Origin of the sequence: Streptomyces sp. NPDC093221 (assembly GCF_044753885.1) — a bacterium.
In the GTDB taxonomy this organism is placed as follows: domain Bacteria; phylum Actinomycetota; class Actinomycetes; order Streptomycetales; family Streptomycetaceae; genus Actinacidiphila.
In genome coordinates this window covers 267,225-286,808 of sequence record NZ_JBIVOA010000004.1, presented here as the reverse complement: position 1 = coordinate 286,808, position 19,584 = coordinate 267,225, and the positions used below count along the sequence as shown (strand labels likewise).

Annotated in this window: 16 protein-coding genes; 9 read left to right on the top strand and 7 right to left on the bottom strand. The window is 72.1% G+C overall.

What is annotated here, in order from left to right; translation table 11 throughout:
* Positions 1-211: 211 nt before the first annotated feature.
* Positions 212-1,252 carry a substrate-binding domain-containing protein gene (locus tag ACIQCJ_RS18165; RefSeq protein ID WP_391118126.1) on the top strand — a complete coding sequence of 347 codons (1,041 nt, stop codon included), beginning with the start codon at positions 212-214 and terminating at the stop codon, positions 1,250-1,252.
* 351 nt (positions 1,253-1,603) lie between these two features.
* Entirely contained in the window at positions 1,604-3,958 is a 2,355-nt protein-coding gene (locus ACIQCJ_RS18160) for a glycosyl hydrolase (RefSeq protein ID WP_402711891.1), read from the top strand.
* Here ACIQCJ_RS18160 and ACIQCJ_RS18155 read toward each other — a convergent pair.
* The 3 genes from ACIQCJ_RS18155 to ACIQCJ_RS18145 all read right to left on the bottom strand — a co-directional run bounded on the left by ACIQCJ_RS18155 (position 3,939) and on the right by ACIQCJ_RS18145 (position 6,820).
* Positions 3,939-5,087 (bottom strand): homoserine O-acetyltransferase, encoded by a 1,149-nt coding sequence (locus tag ACIQCJ_RS18155; RefSeq protein WP_355341326.1) that lies wholly within the window; start codon positions 5,085-5,087, stop codon positions 3,939-3,941. The genes ACIQCJ_RS18160 and ACIQCJ_RS18155 overlap by 20 nt on opposite strands.
* Positions 5,084-6,442: a bifunctional o-acetylhomoserine/o-acetylserine sulfhydrylase gene (locus ACIQCJ_RS18150; protein WP_391118130.1), complete on the bottom strand. Its 1,359-nt coding sequence runs from the start codon at positions 6,440-6,442 to the stop codon at positions 5,084-5,086. The genes ACIQCJ_RS18155 and ACIQCJ_RS18150 overlap by 4 nt, the downstream gene beginning before the upstream one ends.
* A 222-nt stretch (positions 6,443-6,664) precedes the next feature.
* Positions 6,665-6,820 (bottom strand): hypothetical protein, encoded by a 156-nt coding sequence (locus ACIQCJ_RS18145; protein WP_355340870.1) that lies wholly within the window; start codon positions 6,818-6,820, stop codon positions 6,665-6,667.
* Between the two features lie 173 nt (positions 6,821-6,993).
* Here ACIQCJ_RS18145 and ACIQCJ_RS18140 point away from each other — a divergent pair, with 173 nt between their 5' ends.
* Positions 6,994-7,224, top strand: a complete 231-nt coding sequence (locus tag ACIQCJ_RS18140; RefSeq protein WP_355340867.1) for a DUF6296 family protein — start codon at positions 6,994-6,996, stop codon at positions 7,222-7,224.
* A gap of 59 nt (positions 7,225-7,283) precedes the next feature.
* Here ACIQCJ_RS18140 and nhaA read toward each other — a convergent pair whose 3' ends face one another.
* Entirely contained in the window at positions 7,284-9,185 is a 1,902-nt protein-coding gene (nhaA, locus tag ACIQCJ_RS18135) for a Na+/H+ antiporter NhaA (protein WP_402711890.1), read from the bottom strand.
* 213 nt (positions 9,186-9,398) lie between these two features.
* Between nhaA and ACIQCJ_RS18130 the strand changes: the two genes are divergently transcribed.
* Both ACIQCJ_RS18130 and ACIQCJ_RS18125 read left to right on the top strand, forming a co-directional pair.
* Complete coding sequence (locus ACIQCJ_RS18130; RefSeq protein WP_188285579.1) at positions 9,399-9,632, top strand: hypothetical protein; 234 nt, start codon at positions 9,399-9,401, stop codon at positions 9,630-9,632.
* A gap of 26 nt (positions 9,633-9,658) precedes the next feature.
* Positions 9,659-10,879, top strand: coding sequence for an SPFH domain-containing protein (locus tag ACIQCJ_RS18125; RefSeq protein WP_355340860.1), 1,221 nt, complete (start codon positions 9,659-9,661; stop codon positions 10,877-10,879).
* Positions 10,880-11,066: 187 nt separating this feature from the next.
* Here ACIQCJ_RS18125 and paaK read toward each other — a convergent pair whose 3' ends face one another.
* Positions 11,067-12,329 (bottom strand): phenylacetate--CoA ligase PaaK, encoded by a 1,263-nt coding sequence (gene paaK / locus ACIQCJ_RS18120; protein WP_355341323.1) that lies wholly within the window; start codon positions 12,327-12,329, stop codon positions 11,067-11,069.
* A gap of 50 nt (positions 12,330-12,379) precedes the next feature.
* Entirely contained in the window at positions 12,380-12,769 is a 390-nt protein-coding gene (paaI, locus tag ACIQCJ_RS18115; RefSeq protein ID WP_402712128.1) for a hydroxyphenylacetyl-CoA thioesterase PaaI, read from the bottom strand.
* A 390-nt stretch (positions 12,770-13,159) separates the two neighbouring features.
* On the opposite strand from paaI, the gene ACIQCJ_RS18110 reads away from it, so the two are divergent.
* Positions 13,160-13,519, top strand: coding sequence for a DUF6204 family protein (locus tag ACIQCJ_RS18110; RefSeq protein WP_355340856.1), 360 nt, complete (start codon positions 13,160-13,162; stop codon positions 13,517-13,519).
* Positions 13,520-13,555: 36 nt separating this feature from the next.
* Here the strand turns inward: ACIQCJ_RS18110 and ACIQCJ_RS18105 are convergent, their stop codons facing one another.
* Entirely contained in the window at positions 13,556-15,250 is a 1,695-nt protein-coding gene (locus ACIQCJ_RS18105; RefSeq protein WP_402711889.1) for an MFS transporter, read from the bottom strand.
* A 48-nt stretch (positions 15,251-15,298) separates the two neighbouring features.
* Between ACIQCJ_RS18105 and ACIQCJ_RS18100 the strand changes: the two genes are divergently transcribed.
* The 3 genes from ACIQCJ_RS18100 (at position 15,299) to ACIQCJ_RS18090 (ending at position 19,581) form a co-directional block, all read left to right on the top strand.
* Positions 15,299-16,711 carry a PLP-dependent aminotransferase family protein gene (locus ACIQCJ_RS18100; RefSeq protein ID WP_355340850.1) on the top strand — a complete coding sequence of 471 codons (1,413 nt, stop codon included), beginning with the start codon at positions 15,299-15,301 and terminating at the stop codon, positions 16,709-16,711.
* 228 nt (positions 16,712-16,939) lie between these two features.
* On the top strand, positions 16,940-18,202 hold the full coding sequence (locus ACIQCJ_RS18095) for a glycosyl hydrolase family 8 (RefSeq protein ID WP_402711888.1): 1,263 nt from the start codon (positions 16,940-16,942) through the stop codon (positions 18,200-18,202).
* Positions 18,199-19,581 (top strand): discoidin domain-containing protein, encoded by a 1,383-nt coding sequence (locus tag ACIQCJ_RS18090; RefSeq protein WP_391161895.1) that lies wholly within the window; start codon positions 18,199-18,201, stop codon positions 19,579-19,581. Before ACIQCJ_RS18095 ends, ACIQCJ_RS18090 begins: the two co-directional genes overlap by 4 nt.
* The last annotated feature ends 3 nt before the right edge of the window (positions 19,582-19,584 follow it).

Sequence of the window (19,584 nt, the reverse complement as noted above, 5' to 3'; positions counted from 1 at the left end):
CCGGGGCGTGGGCCCGTCGACCGGCTCCGGTGCTGCTTGGGCCGCTGACCGTCGCCGACCGGCGCGTATGCAACGTTTGAGTGTACGCTGAGTCGACGAGGCGGCTCGCACGGTCCACCCCTCGGCCGGGACTTCCCGCGACCCGCGACTTCCGGCCCCGGTGCGGCGCGTCTCGGCACGGCCCGACCACGAGACGAAGGCGGACATCCGGGTGAGCCAGACGGCAGCAGCGGGCGGCGGGCGCAAGGCCACGATCAAGGACGTCGCCCGGCGTGCGGGAGTCTCGCCGTCCGCTGTGACCATCGCCGTGCACAACAAGCCGGGCGTGTCGTCCAGTACGAAGGAGCGCATCCTCCAGGCCGCCCGTGACCTGGGCTGGAGCCCGAACCAGGCGGCGCAGTCGCTGTCCGGCCGGGCGCTGCACACCGTGGGACTCGCCATCGCCAGACCCGCGCGGATGCTCGGCCTCGAACCGTTCTACATGGAGTTCATCTCCGGTATCGAGAGCGTGCTCGGCCGCCACTCCTGCTCGCTCCTGCTGCGGCTGGTCGAGGCCGACGACGAGATCGAGGTCCACCGCGAGTGGTGGCAGGGAAACCGGGTCAACGGCAGCATCCTGGTCGACCTGAGGGTGGACGACCCGCGCATCCCGGCGCTGTCCGCGATCGGCCTGCCCGCCGTGGCCGTCGGACACCCCTCGCTCGCCGGTCCGTTCACCTCCGTGTGGACCGACGACGCCGCCGCGACCGTCGAGGCGGTCCGCTACCTGGCGGCGCTCGGGCACCGCAGGGTGGCCCGGGTGAGCGGACCCGCCGAGCTGGGGCACAGCGCCATCAGGACCCGCGCGTTCACCGAGACGGCGGCCGAGTTGGGCCTGTCGGCGCAGACCGTTGTCGCCGACTTCTCCGCCGACCAGGGCAGCCGCGCCTGCCGTACGCTCCTGCTCTCCGCCGAGCGCCCCACGGCGATCGTCTTCGACAACGACATCATGGCCGTCACCGCGCTGGGCGTGGCCGCCGAATTCGGCCTGTCCGTACCGCAGGACCTGTCCCTGCTCGCCTGGGACGACTCGCAGTTGTGCCAGCTCACCCGGCCCATGCTCTCGGCGATGCGGCACGACATCTTCTCCTTCGGCGCCGACGTCACCGAGACGCTCTTCGATGTGATGACGCATCAGAAGCCCGCGTCCCACGCGGCCCAGATCCCCGGCCTCGTCCCGAGGGGTTCGACAGCGCCGCCGCCCAGGCCGTAACACCGCGCTGTCGTCGGGCTGTTGAGGTCGGATCGCCGGTGACGGCGCGCCGCCCCACCGCTGTCGGCGCCGCGTCCCTCGTCCGTACGAGTACGTCTCCCCGCGCTGTGGCCCGCCCGCGCTCTCTCGCGTGCCCGGCCGCGCCCCGCGATCCCTCTTTAGTTACTGATGAGTAACTGGCACGTTTTAGAAAACCTGTGCCGGACTCATTGACATGGCCTAGACCAGAGTTCTAGCTTCCAGGCGTTGGTCTTTCCGCCGTTTTCCCGTGGCCGCGATGACGCGACATCTCGCTGCCACGGACGCGCGGCATGCAACGTTCCACCCCCATGGGATACATGAGAGGGTCCGATGAGAGCGAAGATCTTCACCCGCAGGCGGGCCGCCTTGCTCGCCGCGCTGCCGCTGGTGGCCGGGGCGTGGCTGGTGACCTCGCCGCCGCAGGCGTCGGCGACCGGTGCCTCGACGCCCGACGCGGTGATCGGCTACCTGCACCAGATCAGCGGGAACCATGTGATCAGCGGCGTCCACAACAAGGAGCCGCTCAGCCAGCCCTCGGCCTACACGGCCCAGGCCCACTCGATCACCGGGAAGTGGGCCGGGCTGTGGGGCGGGGAGTTCGGCTTCCGGCCGGACGACGTCGCCAACCGCCAGACGATGATCGACCAGGCGAAGACCGAGTGGGCCAACGGCTCACTGGTCAACCTGACCTGGCACATGTGCCGCCCCGACGTGGCGACCTGCGACTTCGACACCGGCCCCAACCCCATCAAGGGCAGCCACCTGTCGGACCCGGAGTGGAGCCAACTCGTCACGGACGGCTCGATGCTGAACACCGACTACAAGCGCAAGCTCGACCAAGTGGTGCCGTACTTCCAGCAGTTGAAGGACGCGGGCATCCCCGTGCTGTTCCGTCCGCTGCACGAGATGAACGAGGGCTGGGCCTGGTGGGGCGGCAAGACCGGCGCGGCCGGGAGCGCCCGGCTGTTCCAGATCACCCACGACTATCTGGAGTCCAAGGGCCTGGACAACATCATCTGGGTCTGGAACGTCAAGGACATCGACGGCGGAGCGGCCCACGTGGCCGACTACTACCCGGGTGACGCGTACGTGGACGTCGCCAGCCTCGACCCGTGGGTGCACGGCTCGGCCAGCACCGAGTGGTACCAGGCGATCGTCAACCAGGCCCACGGCAAGCCGGTTTCGCTCGCCGAGGTCGGCACGGTCCCCACGCCCGCGCAGTTGGCGGCCCAGCCGCTGTGGACCTGGTTCATGATCTGGTCCGACTACCTCACCTCGGCCAACACCGCCGCCGGTCTCCAGACCACCTTCAACACCTCCCGCGTCCTCAGCCAGGGCCAGTTCACCGTCCCCACCGGCACCCCGCCCACCTCTCCTCCGACTTCGCCGTCCGCTCGTACGGGACCCATCACGGGTGTCGGCGGCAAGTGTGTGGATGTGGCGTCGGCGAGCAGCGCGGACGGCACTCCCGTGCAGCTTTACGACTGCAATGGCACCAACGCGCAGTCGTGGACGGTCGGTTCGGACGGTACGGTCCGGGCGCTGGGCAAGTGCCTGGACGTGACGGGCCAGGGGACGGCGAACGGGACGAAGGTCCAGCTCTGGACGTGCAACGGTTCGGGTGCGCAGCAGTGGCAGGCCCAGGCGTCGGGCCAGCTCAGGAATCCTCAGTCGGGCCGTTTCCTCGATGATCCGGGCGGCAGCACGGCCAACGGCACCCAGTTGCAGATCTGGGACTCCAACGCCAACGCCTGGCAGAAGTGGAACCTCCCCGGCGGGGGAGGGACGGCGCCGGATCAGTGCGTGCCCGCGCTCGGCAGCGGGCAGTACAACACGCCGGTGTCGTTCGGCGGCGCGACCTACCAGGTCCTCGTCCATATCCCGGCTCGCGCCCAAGGCGCGCTGCTGCCTCTGGTGCTGGATCTGCACGGCAGCCAGGGCACGGGCGCCGGGCAGCTCGCGTACAGCGACATGGCGCCGACCGCCGACGCGAACGGCTTCGTCGTCGCCGCGCCCACCGGGGTGGTGCCCAGCGGCGGCGGCTTCATCTGGAACGTTCCCTCCGTCACCCCGCAGGGCACCCGCGACGACGTCGGATTCCTGCGCCAGGTGATCGACACGGTCACGGCCTCCGCCTGCGTCGACCCGGCGCGGGTGTACGCGACCGGCTACTCCGGCGGCGGCCGGATGACCTCGGCGCTGGCGTGCGCGCTGGCCGACAAGGTCGCCGCGATCGCCCCGGTGGCGGGCATCCGCGCCGGGCGCCCCGACCCCGCCGACGGCAGCCGGCCGGACGCCGCGTCCTGCGCGCCCGGCAGAGCCGTACCGGTGATCGCCTTCCACGGGCAGCAGGACAACACCAACCCGTACTACGGCGGCGGCGACAGCGCCGCCTGGCACTACTCGGTGCCCGTCGCCCAGCAGCGCTGGGCCTCCCTCAACGGTTGCACGACGGGACCGGCCACCACCCAGACCACCGCACACGTCCAGCGGACCGTCTACGGAGGCTGCCGCGACGGCGCGGACGTCGAGCTGTACTCGGTGTCGGACGGCGGTCACACCTGGCCGGGATCACCACAGGACTCCGCGGGCAACGGTACGACGACGCGTGAGATCAGCGCCGACGCCCTGATGTGGCAGTTCTTCCGCCTGCACCCCATGCCCCTCACGCCGTCAGTTCTCTGACGAGCGCGGCCACTTGATCCGTCTCGATGAGGAATCCGTCGTGCCCGTACGGCGATTCGACGATCCGCAGCCGGTCGGAGTGCGGGATGCCCGCCGCCAACTCGGCCTGCTGGGGGAGGGGGTAAAGGCGGTCGGAGTCGACTCCGGCGACCAGGGTCGTGGCGGTCACGCGGCGCAGGGCCGCCGCCGTACCGCCGCGGGATCTGCCGATGTCGTGCGCGTTCATCGCCTCGGTGAGCACGACGTAGCTGGCCGCGTCGAACCGCCGCACCAGCTTGGCGGCGTGGTGGTCGAGATACGACTCGACGGCGTACCGCCCGCCGCGCCAGGGCTCCTCGCCGTCCTGCGCGGAGCGGCCGAAGCGGGACCGCAGCTCGCCCTCGCTGCGGTAGGTGACGTGGGCCAGCCGCCGCGCGAGGCCGAGCCCCGCGTGCGGTCCGCGGCCCGGACCCGCGTCGTGGTAGTCGCCGCCGCGCCAGTGCGGGTCCGAGCGGATGGCGTGCGACTGGACGGCGGCCCAGGCGATCTGCTCGGCGCTCGCCGCGGCGGGGGAGGCGAGCAGCAGCAGGGCGCGGGTGCGCTCGGGGCGACCGACCGCCCACTCCAGGGCGCGCATCCCGCCCATCGACCCGCCGACCACCAGCGCCCAGCTCCCGATGCCCAGCGCGTCGGCCAACTCCGCCTCGGCAGCGACCTGGTCACGCTGCGTCAGAAACGGGAAGGAACCGCCCCAGCGACGACCGTCGGGACCGTACGAGGACGGACCCGTACTGCCCTGACAGCCGCCGAGGACGTTCGGCGCGACCACGAACCACCGGTCGGTGTCCAACGCGCGGCCCGGTCCGATCAGGGCGTCCCACCACCCGGCGGTCGGATGCCCGGGACCCGCCGGACCCGCCGCATGGCTGTCCCCGGTCAGGGCGTGCAGCACCAGGACCGCGTTGGACGCGTCCGGCGCGAGCCGCCCCCAGGTCTCGAACGCCAGCCGCACGCCCGGCAGTTCGCCGCCCGCCTCCAGGGCCAGCGGCCGGTCGAGGGCGTGCCAGTTCCGGCGCCCCGGCGGGTCCCCCGGCTGCCAGGCGCCCGTGGCGGGCAGCAGGGGGACCCCAGTGGTGGCAGCGGTGTTCAGGACGCGCCCTTCGCCGCGCGGAAGCCCGCCTCCAGGTCGGCCTTGAGGTCGTCGATGTGCTCGATGCCGACCGACAGCCGCACCAGGCCCGGCGAGGTGCCGGTGGCGGCGAGCTGCTCCTCGTCCAACTGGCTGTGCGTGGTGGACGCCGGGTGGATGATCAGGCTCCGCACGTCACCGATGTTGGCGAGGTGGCTGAAGAGCGACACCGCGTCCACGAACCGCTTTCCGGCCTCCGCGCCGTCCCGCAGCTCGAAGGCGAGCACCGCGCCTGCCCCGCGCGGCAGATAGCGCTGGGCCGCGTCGTGCCAGCGGCTGGACGGCAGTCCCGGATAGTGGACGACCGCGACCTCGTCACGCGCCTCCAGCCACTCCGCGAGCGCCTGCGCGTTGGTCGAGTGCCGCTCCAGCCGCAGCGACAGCGTCTCGACGCCCTGGAGCAGCAGGAAGGACGAGTGCGGCGACAGCGCCGGGCCGAGGTCGCGCAGGAGCTGCACGCGCAGCTTCGCCGCGAAGGCGCCGGGGCCGAGCGCGGGCCAGTACTGGAGACCGTGGTAGCTGGGGTCGGGCTCGGTGAAGTCGGGGAACCGCTCGGCGTGCGCGCCGAAGTCGAAGGTCCCGCCGTCCACGACCACGCCCGCGATCGTCGTGCCGTGCCCGCCGAGGAACTTGGTCGCCGAGTGCACCACGATGTCCGCGCCGTGCTCGATCGGCCGCAGCAGGAACGGCGTCGGCACCGTGTTGTCCACGATCAGCGGCAGACCCGCCGCGTGCGCGACGTCGGCGACCGCCCGCACGTCCAGTACATTGCCGCGCGGATTGCCCAGCGTCTCGGCGAACAGCGCCTTCGTCTCCGGCCGGATCGCCGCCCGCCACGCGTCCGCGTCGTCGGGGTCCTCCACGAAGGACACCTCGATGCCGAACTTCGGCAGCGTGTGACGGAAGAGGTTGTACGTGCCGCCGTACAGCGACGCGCTGGAGACGATGTGGTCACCGGAGCGCGCCAGTGTGAGGATCGCCAGCGTCTCCGCGGCCTGCCCCGACGCCAGCGCCACCGCCGCGACACCGCCCTCCAGCGCGGCGACCCGCTGCTCGAAGGCGTCCTGCGTCGGATTGTGGATGCGCGTGTAGATGTTGCCGGGCTCCGCCAGCGAGAACAGGTCGGCGGCGTGCTGCGTGTCGCGGAACACGAACGACGTCGTCTGGTAGATCGGCACCGCCCGCGCGCCGGTCGTCGGGTCGGGCGCGGTGCCCGCGTGCACCTGCTGGGTCTCGAACGACCACCCCGGCAGGTCCCGCGCCGCGGTGTCCTCCGCGGTGGTGCCCGCGGTCACGGAGTCGATGGGCTGGGTCATGGCTCTCCCCTGGGAAATGGCGTACGGCCCTCGGCTCGCGCGGAGCGCGCCGTACGGATGTGCGGATGTGTCCGGCGCGCGGACCGCCGCCGCGACGACCCGTACGGCGGGCGGCGAGGACGGCACCCGGCGGTGGCACGGCGCGGCACGGGAACGCGCCTTGCGTGGTGAAAGGGGCTGATCAGCGGCCGTTGCGGGCGGCAGGACGTCGAGAGCGCGACGTCAGCGCACGGCGGGACAGGCCATGTTCGTGACACGCCCGTAGTCCACGTGGCGGCGCATCACGAGCAGCGGGGTCATGACGCCAGGGAACCACAGCGGCGGCCGGTGTGTCAGCGGACCGGCGCCCTCGACCGGCCGGTGTGACACGTTGTTCATCTTTCTGTCCGCGTTCACCTCTCTGTCCGCCTTTCGACCCGTCCTCCCGAGCCCCTCCGGGACCATGTCGCGCCCGCTTCCGCGCCACCGCCGTGACCGACGGCGTACCCGCCGGGTCCCCAGAGGCGGGCCGGGGCGTCGCGGGAGATGATGGGCGGGTCAGGAGGTCCCATATGGATTACCCGGAGATCTACGAGCTGGTGTTCCAGGCCCCCGCGGTGGAGGACGACGTCGTCGTCGTACGCAGGACCGAGAAATCCGGCGCGGGCGGCTACCCGGTCTACGAGGACGAGACGGGGATCGTCCGCGCCGAGATCAGCGCGGACGGCGAGGTGCGGATGATCGCCAGCGGCGGCCACCAGGCCCCCGGCGTCCCCCGCGCGGTCCGCTCCCTCCACCCCTGAGACCCCGGAGCGCGCGAGCCCCCGCGGAGGCGGCGGCGTAGGCCCCGTCCAGGGGTCCCCTACGCCTCCGCCCCGCCCTGCTCCACCAGCGCCCGCTCGCGCGCCGAGATCACCGCCGCGGACAGGCTGTCGATGTCGTACGCGCCATGGTGGCGGCGGCCGTTGATGAAGAAGGTCGGGGTGCCCGACACCCCGCTCAGGTCGGCGGACTCCACGTCCTTCGCGATCCGCCGCGCGCCGTGCCGCTTGTGCAGCGACTCTTTGAACAGCGCCACGTCGAGCCCGATCTCCCGCGCGTGGTCCAGCAGATCGCGCACCTTGAGCGCGTTCTGCCGCTCGAAGAGCAGGTCCCGCATCTCCCAGAAGCGGCCCTGCTCGGCGGCGGCCTCCGACGCCTCCGCGGCGAGCTGGGCGTGCGGGTGCACGTCGTTGAGCGGCAGGTGCCGCCACACGTAGCGGACGCTGTCGCCGAAGTCGGCGAGCAGCTCGCGTACGACGGTCTCCGCCTGGCCGCAGAAGGGGCACTCGAAGTCGCCGTACTCCACGATCGTCACCGGCGCGTCCACCGGCCCGCGGACATGGTCGCGGGCCGGGTCGACGGGCTCGACGAGGTCCACGACGGACTCCGCGGTGCCCAGCAGGGCACGCGCCCTGCGCGTCTCCGGCAGCCGCCCGGCGACCAGCGCGACCACCGTCGTGCTGAGCATGGCGAAGACGACCGCGCTGAGCACGCCGATCTTCGCCTGCGCGAGCTGGTCCCCGTCGAAGGCCAGCGTCGCGATCAGCAGCGACACCGTGAAGCCGATACCCGCGATGGAACCGCCGCCCAGCACCGCCGCCCAGCCGACCGACGGCCGCATCCGGCCCCGGCTCAGCCTGGTGGCCAGCGCGGACGCGCCCACGATGCCGATCGGCTTGCCGAGCCCGTACGCCAGCAGGATGCCGAGCGTGATCGGCGAGGTGAAGGCGTCGGCCAGCAGCGACCCGTTGATCTCGATCCCCGCGTTGGCCAGCGCGAACAGCGGCACGATCACATAACTGCTCCACGGGTGCCACAGCCGCTGGAGCCGGTCGTTGGGGGAGACCGCGGAGGCCAGGCCCAGCCGCGCCTCGCGCTCCAGCTCCGCGGTCGGCTGCTCGCGGAAGGACCGGAACAGCCCCGTCGCCCGCTCCAGCGCGTCCCGCGACGCCGGGTAGGCGAAGGAGAGCAGGCCCATGATCAGACCGACGACCAGCGGGTCCACCCCGGAATGCAGGAACGCCACCCAGGCGATCACTCCCAGCACCCCGTAGACCGCGCCGCGCCGCACACCGGCGCTGCGGACCGCGTACACCACCAGCAGGACGCCGATCCCGACGATCAGCGGCGTCCACGAGATGTGGTCGCTGTACGCCACCGCGATCACGCCGAGCGCCAGGAAGTCGTCCACGACGGCGACGGTCAGGATGAAGGTGTGCAGCCGTTCGGGGAACCGCGAGCCGAGCAGCGCCAGCATGCCCAGCGCGAAAGCCGTGTCGGTGGACATCGCGGTGCCCCAGCCGTGCACCGAGGACCGGCCCGCGTTCACCATGAGGTAGATCGCGATCGGTACGGCCATGCCGCTGATCCCGGCCAGCATGGGCAGCGGGATACGGCGCCGGTCGCGCAGCTCGCCCATGTCGAACTCGCGCCGCGCCTCCAGGCCGACGACCAGGAAGAACAGCGTCATCAGCCCGCTGTTCACCCATTCCCGCAGGTCCAGGTCGAGCCCGTGGTCCCCGAAGCGGAAGGACAGGTGCGTCGCCCACGCCGACTCGTAGCCGCCGGGCGCGACATTCGCCCAGACCAGCGCCACCAGGGTGGCCGCGAGCAGCACGGCCGCGCTGCCCGTCTCGGTACGGATGTACGCCAACGCGGAGGCGGCCGTCGTACGGTCGCGCTCGGTCCTGCCTGACAAGGGCGCGGTGAAGCCCCGGAACATCCAGCCTCCCAGCAGAGGAACGGTCTTCCCACACCCTGGCACGAGCGGGACCCCGGTGGCGCGTCCAATCGCCATCCACGGATGAGCGGTACGGTGCGGCGTTCCGTATTTGGTACGGACCGGTGACGGACCGGAAGAGGCCGCTGGTGGGAGGATGAATGAGACGGAGATTCCAGGACCGGAACGGACACGAGAAGTGAGGGGCGGCCGGGAATGGCGCAGGACGAAGCCGTGATCGGTTGTACGGGGGAGCTGCTCATCGGCACGCGCGGCCTCGCCGGACCCGGTGAGGTCTACGTGCGGGTCAGAGGAGGCAGCGAGACCTTCCTCGCCTGGTCCGAGGAACCCCTGCCTAAGGGGGCGACCGTGCTGGTGGTGGACTCGCGTGGCACACGCCAGGTGGACGTCATCGAGTGGGCCGACCCGTTGGACGCGCTGGCCGACTGAGCCGGCGCACATGAAGGAGACAAAGGATGTTCGGTTACCGCGTTCCCGCGCCGGACGAGGCGATGTTGATCTCGGGCGGTCGGCGTGGACTGGGGGGTGCGCCGTTCCGTGTGGTCACCGGCCACGGAAAGTTCGTTCTGCCGGTCTTCCGCAAGACCCGGTTCATCACGCTCGCGATGTGCGAGGCGGAAGTCGCCGAGACCTGTGTGACCCGGCAGGGCATCGCGCTGACGGTGAAGGCCGTCATCGCGTTCAAGGTCGGCAACGACCACGAGAGCATTGTCAACGCCGGACAGCGTTTCCTGTCCGACCAGGACCAGATGTCGATTCTGACCGGCCGGATCTTCGCCGGTCACCTGCGGTCGATCATCGGCTCGATGACGGTCGAGGAGATCGTCACCGAGCGGCAGAAGCTGGCCTCCGAGGTGCTGGAGACCTCCAAGACGGAGATGGCGAAGATCGGCCTGAGCGTCGACTCGTTGCAGATCCAGTCCATCGACGACGGCGAGACCGGCTACATCGACGCCATGTCGGCGCCGCACAAGGCCGCCATCCAGCGGCAGGCGCAGATCGCGCAGGCCCAGGCCACGCAGGCGTCGGTGGAGGCGCAGCAGATCGCCGCCAGGAACCAGGCGGAGTACGCCCGGCAGACCGCCGTCGTTCAGGCCGAGTACTCGGCGCAGGTCGACCGCGCGCAGGCCGAGGCCGCGCAGGCGGGCCCGCTCGCCCAGGCGCACGCGCAGCAGGAAGTGCTCGCCGCGCAGACCGAACTGGCGCTGCGCGCGGCCGAGTTGCGTCAGCAGCAGCTCGTGGCGGAGATCGTCAAACCCGCTGAGGCGGAGGCCGAGCGGATCAGGGTGCTCGCCGTCGCCGACGCCGAGCGGATGCGCATCCAGGCCGCCGCGGCGGCCTCGCACGACCGGGTGGCGCTCGACCGCATGCTGATCGACCAGCTCCCGCTGATCGTGAAGGAGGCGGCCGGCGGTCTGGCCGGTGCCAATGTCAACGTGCTCAACGGCGCCGACGGGCTCAGCGAGATCGCGGCGGGCCTGGTCAGCCAGGGGCTGACGATTCTCGACTCGGTCCGCAACAACCTCAACGGCGGCGAGGGGGGCTCCGGTTCGGACTCGGACAGCTCGGACCACCTGCCCGCGCTGCGCGGTCTGACGCACCCGGGCGACGGCCGCAACGGCAAGGGGAAGGGCGGCAAGGGCACGTCGTCCGACGGCCCGATCGACATCGAGTAGGACGCGTACGGCCGCTCCGCCGGGGCGGCCGTACGGCGTGTGCGCACAGCACAGACGGGCGGACCTCCTGTACGGAGGTCCGCCCGCCGCTTTGACGGGTGCGGTGCGGGCCGGGGCTGGAGCCCGCACCCTCAACCGTTCGTCCTCAACCGTTCGTCCGCAGCCCTTCGCGCTCAGCCCTTCGCCCTCATTCTTTCGCCCGCAGGTCCTTGACCCGCTGGATCTTGCCGACCGAGCGCTCCAGCGTCTCCGGGTCCACGACCCGCACCTCGACGCTCACGCCCACACCGTCCTTGACGCCCTGCGCGATGGCCGCCGCGCCCGCGTCCCGCAGCTCCGTACCGGCCTCGGCCCTGGCCTCTGCGTAGACGGTCATGTGGTCCATCCGGCCGCGCCGGGTCAGCTCGATCCTGAAGTGCGGCGCGACACCGGGCGTCCGCAGCACGATCTCCTCGATCTGGCTCGGGAAGACATTCACCCCGCGCAGGATGATCATGTCGTCGCTGCGGCCGGTGACCTTCTCCATCCGGCGGAAGGCGGGCCGCGCGGTACCGGGCAGCAGCCGCGTCAGGTCGCGGGTGCGGTACCGGATCACCGGCAGCGCCTCCTTGGTGAGCGAGGTGAAGACCAGCTCACCGCTCTCGCCCTGCGGCATGACGTCGTCGGTCAGCGGGTCGACCACCTCCGGATAGAAGTGGTCCTCCCAGATGTGCAGACCGTCCTTGGTCTCCACGCACTCCTGCGCCACGCCGGGGCCGATCACCTCCGACAGGCCGTAGATGTCGACGGCGTCGATGGCGAAGCGCTCCTCGATCTCGCGGCGCATCTGCTCCGTCCACGGCTCCGCGCCGAAGATCCCCACCCGCAGCGAGGTGCCGCGCGGGTCGACGCCCTGCCGCTCGAACTCGTCGAGCAGCGTGAGCATGTACGACGGGGTGACCATGATGATCTCGGGCTCGAAGTCCTGGATGATCTGCACCTGACGGGCCGTCATGCCGCCGGACGCGGGGATGACCGTACAGCCCGCACGCTCCGCGCCGTAGTGCGCGCCCAGGCCCCCGGTGAACAGGCCGTATCCGTAGGCGACATGGACCTTGTCGCCGGGACGGCCGCCCGCCGCGCGGATCGAACGGGCCACCACGTCGGCCCACATCGACAGATCGCCCTCGGTGTAACCGACCACCGTGGGACGACCGGTGGTGCCGCTCGACGCGTGCACCCGGCGCACCTCGGACATCGGCACGGCGAACATCCCGAAGGGGTACGTGTCGCGCAGATCGGCCTTGGTGGTGAAGGGGAAGCGCGCCAGATCCTCCAGCGTCCGGCAGTCGGCGGGTACGACACCCGCCTCGTCGAACTTCCGCCGGTACAGCTCCACATGGGCATACGCGTGGCGCAACGTCGCCTGGAGCCGTGTGAGCTGAAGGTCCGTTAGCTCCGCGCGGGTCATCCGCTCCGCCGCGTCCGGGGTCTCCCGCGGGGTCGTCCCGCCCAGGTGGCTCACGAGGTCTCCTTCGCGTCGGCGCCGCGCAGCGTACGGCTCCGGCCGCGGAATTCGGCGATCAGCTCGTCGCCGCGCCGCACCTGTACGTCGTAGATCCCGCTGCGGCCGAACCGCGCCCGCTCGCGGGCGGTGGCCAGCAGCGCGTCGCCCTCATGGGCCGGGGCGACGAAGTCGATGTCCGCCGCCGCGGCGACGGTCGCCGCCCCGTCGGTGTTGCAGGCACAGGCGAAGGCGGTGTCGGCCAGCAGGAAGAGATAGCCGCCGTGGGCGGTGCCGTGCCCGTTGACCATCGCGGCGGTGACGACCATCCGCACCACGGCGACGCCCTCACCGAGGTGCAGCAGCTCGATACCGAGCCCGTTCGACGCCCGGTCGGCCGAGAACATCGCCTGCGCCGCCGCGATCCCGGCCCCGTTTTCGGCCCCGTCCGTGGTCCCTCGCGCGGCCGCTCGCACCGCGTCCGGGGGCGGACCCGGTGCCGGTCCCGTGTCGAGCCTGGCGTCGCTGCCCTGAGTCACCGCTGCCCACCACCTTGTGGATGCACCGACCGACCATTCGGTTCGGGCGTATGACAGCTAAAAAATCAGCATCGGGAGTGCCTGTCAAGCACAAGGCGGGACGAGCGGCCGGCCGCGGGGGAGAGGCGGCACCGGACGGCCGGGCGCCCGGTCCGCCCGGCCGCCGCGGTCGCTGCGGTCGTCGCGATCACCACGGCCGCCACGGTTCGCCGGGAAAACCGGTACGCCGATCGCCGACCGGCTGCCTACGATCCGGGCATGAGTACACGCACCTTCCGGATCACCGTCCGCGGCGCCTTCGACGCGCTCACCGCGGACCAGCGGACCGCACTCCTCGCGCGGGCGGCGGAGCACGACATCCTGCACGCCGCCTTCACCGCCGAGGGCACCCTGACCTACGACCTCGCGGCCCGCCCCTTCTTCACCTTCCGCTACCTGGACTCGGGCGAGGCGGAGGAGGACATCCTGGAGGCCACGGAGCGTGCCGAGGCCGCCGCCCGCGGCTGGCTGACCGAGCGCGGCTACGGCTGGAAGAACCTCACCTCGAACGCCGAGGACCTGTCGCAGGCAGCCCTCGGCAAGCGCCGCCGCCAGGCCGCGGCCCGCGGCGAGGGCTGACCGCCTGGGCGGGGTCGGCACCGCGACTCCCGGGGCTCACCGCGCGGCGACGGACGGGCGGCGCCGGTCGCCCAGGGCCGGTACGAGCGCGGCGAGCATCAGGCCCGCGGTGAGCGTGAAGGCGAGCGGATAGCCCGTGGCGGCGGCCAGCGCGCCGTATCCGAGGGCGCCGAAACCCATCCCGGCGTCGTACGCGGAGTTCCACAGCGCGCTGACGGTGCCGTAGCCGGACTCCGGGACGCGCGCGTACATCAGGGCCAGCGTCGCGTTCTGGGCCATGCCGAAGCCGACGCCGAAGAGGGCGACCCCGGTGAGGACCGCGACCGCGCTGCCGGTGAGAGCGGTGAGCAGCAGCCCGGAAGCCGACAGCAGCAGGGCGGGCAGCACGAGGCGCTGCGAGCCGTGCCGGTCGCCGCTGCGTCCGGCGAACCAGTTGGCCGCGGTGGACGCGGCGGGCTGTACGAACAGGGCCGCGGCGACCAGGCCGGTCGCGCCGGAGGGCACGGCGAGCGGCAGGAAGGTCACGATGATCCCCACGCCGAGCGCGGTGGTCGCGAAGACCGCGGTGGGCCTGGCCAGCGCGCCGGTACGGAATCCGGCCAGCACACCCACCGCCGCCTTGTGCCCGTCCCCGGTCGGGGCGTGTCCCGGCAGGGCGGGAACGACCGCGACGGCGGCGAGCGCCAGCAGCCCACCGGCCACGCAGACGGCGGTGTATCCGACGTGCGCGGCGAACCACACCCCGAGCGGCAGCGCGATGAACGAGGGCACCCCCTCCATGGCGCCCGCGAGCGCGAGGCCCTCGCCCCGCCGCTCGGCGGGGATGAGCGTCGCGGTCAGCGCGCCGCCCGCGACGATGGTCAGGGCGAAGCCCACGCCCCGGACGAAGCAGACCGCCGCGATCCACGCCATGCCGTCCGACGCGGTCAGCACCAGGGCGGGCGCGCCGAGCAGCACGAGACCGGCCGCCAGCGCCCGCCGGTACCCGTACCGGGCGACGAGCCGAGGCGTGGCCAGCTCGCCGCAGACAGTGGCCAGCATCAGCGTCCCCGACGCCAGCCCCGCCCCGCCACTCGCGCCGGACCGCTCCGCGTACAGCGGCACCACCGACAACAGCAGAAAGAAGCTCGCCGACGCGCCGACGATCGTGGCGCAGCGCAACAGCAACTCCCGCGTCACCAGCGTCGGCCGCACGCCGCCGGACCCGGCCCCTGCCCCCGAGCCGGTCGCCGCCGGACCGCGAGCGGCCGACGAGCAGTCCCGTGCCTGCCCCGAGCCGCCCCCCTGGGCGGGACCCGAGTCCGCCCCCGCCTCCCGGCCTGAAGCGGGCTCCTGGGCGGAGCCCGAAGCCGGATTCGCCTCTTTGCCCGAGCCGCCCCCCTGGGCGGGACCCGAGTCCGCCCCCGCCTCCCGGCCTGAAGCGGGCTCCTGGGCGGAGCCCGAAGCCGGATTCGCCTCATTGCCGGAGCCGGGCTCCGGTCCTTGGCCCGTGGCGAGAGCCGTCTCCTCGCCCGAGCCGGGCCTCTCGGCGGGAGCCGAGGTCAGGCCCGCCTCCCGGTCCGAGCCGGGCCCCTGGGCAGGACCCGAGTCCAGGCGCGGATCTCGGTCCGAGGCCGAGGCGGGTTCCGGGGCCGGGGTCGGCTCACGGCAGGTGGCGGGCTCCGAGGGGTCGTCGGCATCTGGTTGCGCGGCGGGGTCGGCGGCGTCGGAGGCGCGCGTCGTGGTCGGCATGGCATTGACGCTAGGGGTGCGGCCGGTACCCGGGTAAGCTCCATTTTCATGCCGCTGGAGTGGTCCGGTTTGTCGCCGGAACTGTTGCTTGTGATCGACCGGGACAGTACGGAACCGCTGCGATCGCAGCTCGAACGCGGGGTGCGGGACACGATCAGATCCGGCCGGCTCCAGGTCGGCGAGCGACTGCCCTCCTCCCGGGAACTGGCCTCGGCCCTGGGCGTCTCGCGCGGCCTCGTCCAGGACTGCTACGCCCAGCTCCAGTCCGAGGGCTATCTGGTCACGCGGGTCGGCTCCGCGACCCGCGTCGCCGCCGGGGCCTGCGCGCCGCCCGCGCCGCAGCCGAGGAGGCCGCCCGCACCGCGCCTGCTCGCCGACTTCCAGGCGGGCGTCCCCGACCTGGCCGCGTTCCCCGTCGCCGACTGGCTGTGGGCGATGCGCGAGGCGGTCCGCGCCATGCCCGCCTCGGCCCTCGACTACGGCGACCCGCGCGGCCACGCGCTGCTGCGCGAGGTGGTGGCCGGATACCTGCGCCGGGTACGGGCCGCCGCGGCCGACCCGGAGCGGACCGTGATCTGCTCCGGGTACGCCCAGGGCCTCGCCCTGACCCTGCGCGCGCTCGCCCGGTCCGGCGTCCGCACCGTGGCGTACGAGGACCCCGGCTCCCACGCCGTGATCGGGCCGGCGGCCGCGGCGGCGGGCCTGACCGCCGTCCCCGTACCCGTCGACGAGCACGGCGTCGACGTGACCGCGCTGGAAGCGACCGGCGCCCGCGCGGTCGTCGTGACCCCCGCCCACCAGTGGCCGACCGGCGTGGTGCTGGCGCCCGAGCGGCGCCTGGCACTGATCGAGTGGGCGGTGCGCAGGGACGCCGTGGTCGTCGAGGACGACTACGACGCCGAGTTCCGCTACGACCGCGAGCCGGTCGGCGCGCTCCAGGGCCTGGCCGCCGACCGGGTCGTCGCCATCGGCACCGTCAGCAAATCCCTGGTGCCCGCGCTGCGGATCGGCTGGCTGCTCTGCCCGCCCGCGCTCGTCGACGCGATCGTGGCCGACAAGCATCTCAGCGACCGCGGCTCACCCACCCTCGACCAACTGGCCCTGGCCCGGCTGATCGAATCGGGCCGCTTCGACCGCCATCTGCGGCGGATGCGCGGGACCTACGGGGCCCGGTGCGAAGCACTCAAGGCGGCGCTCGCCGCGCACGCGCCCGCCATCCGGCTCAGCGGCCTGGCCGCCGGTTTCCACGCCGTGGCGCACCTCGACGCCGCCGCGCGGCCCGGCGTCACCGAACACTCCGTCATCGCCGCCGCCCGTGGCCGCGCGGTCGGCCTCTACGGCATGAGCGCGTTCCGTTCGACGGGCGCGCAGTCCCCGGCCCAACTCGTCCTGGGATTCGGCAATGTGAACGAGCGCGCCGTCACGGAAGGGATCGCCGCGGTCGCCGACCTGCTCGCATGAGCCGGTGCCGGGCCGGTCGGCCGGGCCGAAGTCCGCGACGGCGTCACGTACCTGAATCCCGGTCAGGTCAAGGTCCGCGCGCGACCCCTTGACGCGCCGCGTCCGGAGCAACACTCTTACTCCTCAAGCAGGTTAGGAACCTTTCCTAACTATCGCGACGACCCTCTCCTGCCCGGTGCGCGCTCCCGTGCCCGGCGCCGTACCCCACAACCGACGAGGAGTTGGAAGATGCCACGACCCGTGAAGACGAGGACGAGGAGGCTGGCGGCCTGTACGGTCGCCGTCTGCGCGTCCTTCGGCCTGCTGGCGACCGCGGGCGGCGGAACGGCCGACGCCGCCACCGCCCCGGCGCACCCGTTCCCCGCGCACACCACGTACAAGGTGGGCGTGCTGCCCTCCGCGACGCAGACCACCCGTGACGCGGCGGTGAAGAAGGCGTACGACTCCTGGAAGAGCGCCTACCTGGTCAAGGGCTGCGCCTCCAACGAGTACTACGTCTCGACCAAGGGCGACGACGACGCCCCGCACAACGGCACGGTCTCCGAGGCCCAGGGCTACGGCATGAACATCGTGCCCCTGATGGCCGGTTACGACAGCGACGCCAAGGCCGAGTTCGACGGCCTGTGGCAGCTCGTCAAGGACCACAAGGACGCCGACGGCCTCATGCAGTGGCAACTCGACGGCAAGACCTGCAAGTACACCGACAGCGGCACCCCGGACTCGGCCACCGACGGCGACCTCGACATCGGCTACGGCCTGATCCTCGCCGACAAGCAGTGGGGCGGCTACACCGCGGACGCCAAGGCGTGGCTCGCCTCCTTCTACGCCCACGACGTCGCGCCCGACGGCCACCTCAAGTGCGAGGACGACGGCCCCACCACGGACACCCGGCCGTCCGACATGATGCTCGACCACCTGCGCGCCTTCGCCGCCTACGACACCGCGCACGACTGGAACAAGGTCGTCACCCGCACCGAGGCCGTGATCAGCGAGTTCACCGCGGGCTACTCCTCGTCCGCCGGACTGCTCTCCGACTTCGTCGTCAACGCCAATACCACCAGCCCCAAGCCGGCCCCCGCCGACTACCAGGAGGACCAGCCGGACAACATCGTCGGCTACAACTCCCTGCGCGTGCCCTGGCACTTGGGCACCGACGCCCTGGTCAACGGCTCCTCGACCGCCGCCGTCGCCTACGGCGCGGCGAAGAAGGAGTCCGCCTGCCTGAAGTCGCTGTCCGGCGGCAACCCGGCCAAGGTCCAGCCGCACATCAAGCTCAACTGCGCCAACGGCAACGTCTCGGGCGACACCGAGGCGGAGGAGGCCGGGGACTCGGCCGGTCCCGCCGCCATGGCCTCCGGCGACCAGGCGTGGACCGACGCGATCTGGAAGCAGCTCGCCTCCAACCCCTACGAGGACGCCTACTACGGCGAGACCATCAAGATGCTCGTGTACATCGTGATGGCGGGCGACTACTGGAGCCCGGCCGCATGAGCCGCCTCCGTACCCCGCGCGGCGCGGCCGTCCTGTGCGCCCTCGTCCTGGCCGTCATGGCCGCGCTCGTCGGCGCGACCCCGTACGCCTCGGCCGCCCCGAAGTCCCCCGCGGCGGCGGCCTCCACCGACCGGCAGGCGTTCCTCACCTTCTACGGCTGGTACGACAACACCCCGCCCGGCGGCGACATCTCCTACCCCGGCCTGCACGACACGGCCGGCGGCACCGGGACCTACGCCGACCCGATCACCTTCGCCTCGTCCACCAAGGAGATACCGGCGGGCACGCGGATCTGGGTGCCAAGGGTCGGCAAGTACTTCGTCATGGAGGACTCCTGCGAGGAGTGCGGCGCCGACTGGAGCGGCCACGGCCCCAACGGCGGCCCGAATCTGTACCACTTCGACCTCTGGCTCGGCGGCCAGGGCGGCAACGCCTTCGACGCCATCGACTGCGAGGACGCGCTGACCCACTACAACGACGACAGCACTCCGGTGCTCGAATCCGTCGTCGTGGACCCGCCGTCCAACGAGCCGTACGACGCCACGCCCGTCTTCAACACCAAGACCGGCGCCTGTTACGGCGGAGCCCGGCCGACCACCACCGTCGGCCAGTACAAGAACGTCTCCACCGGGCAGTGCCTGGACAATCCGGGGAACAGCTCGGCCAGCGGCACCAAGCTGGACACGGCGGCCTGCACCGGCTCCGCAGCGCAGGCGTTCACCTTCCACGGCGCCTTCCTGATCAGCAACAATCTCTGCGCGACCCTGTCCGGCTCGTCGATCACACTCAGGGCCTGCGACGGCGGCCCGAACCAGCAGTGGTCGGTCAACCCGAATCTCACCGTCTCCGACATCCAGACCGGGCAGAAGTGCTTCCGGGCGAGCGGCTCGACGCTCACCGCCGGAAGCTGCTCCGGGGCCGCGAGCCAGTGGAACTTCACCCCCTCCGGCGGCACGGGACCGCCACCGGGCGGCGGTGACACCCTCCTCTCGCAGGGCAGGTCCGCCACCGCCTCCTCCACCGAATCCACCGCCTACCCCGCGAGCAAGGCGGTCGACGGCGACCTCACCTCCACCCGCTGGGCCAGCAAGGAAGGCTCCGACCCGCAGTGGATCCGGGTCGACCTGGGCACGAGCGCGCACATCAGCCGGGTGAAGCTGAGCTGGGAGGCCGCCTACGCCAAGAGCTACACCGTCCAGACCTCCCCGGACGGCGCCGCCTGGACCACGGTCTACTCCACCACCGCGGGCAAGGGCGGCACCGAGGACCTGACCGGCCTCACCGGCACCGGCCGCTACGTCCGCGTCAACGGCACGGCGCGCGGTACGGCGTACGGCTACTCGCTCTACGAGGTCCAGGTGTACGGCGCCACGCCCTGACCC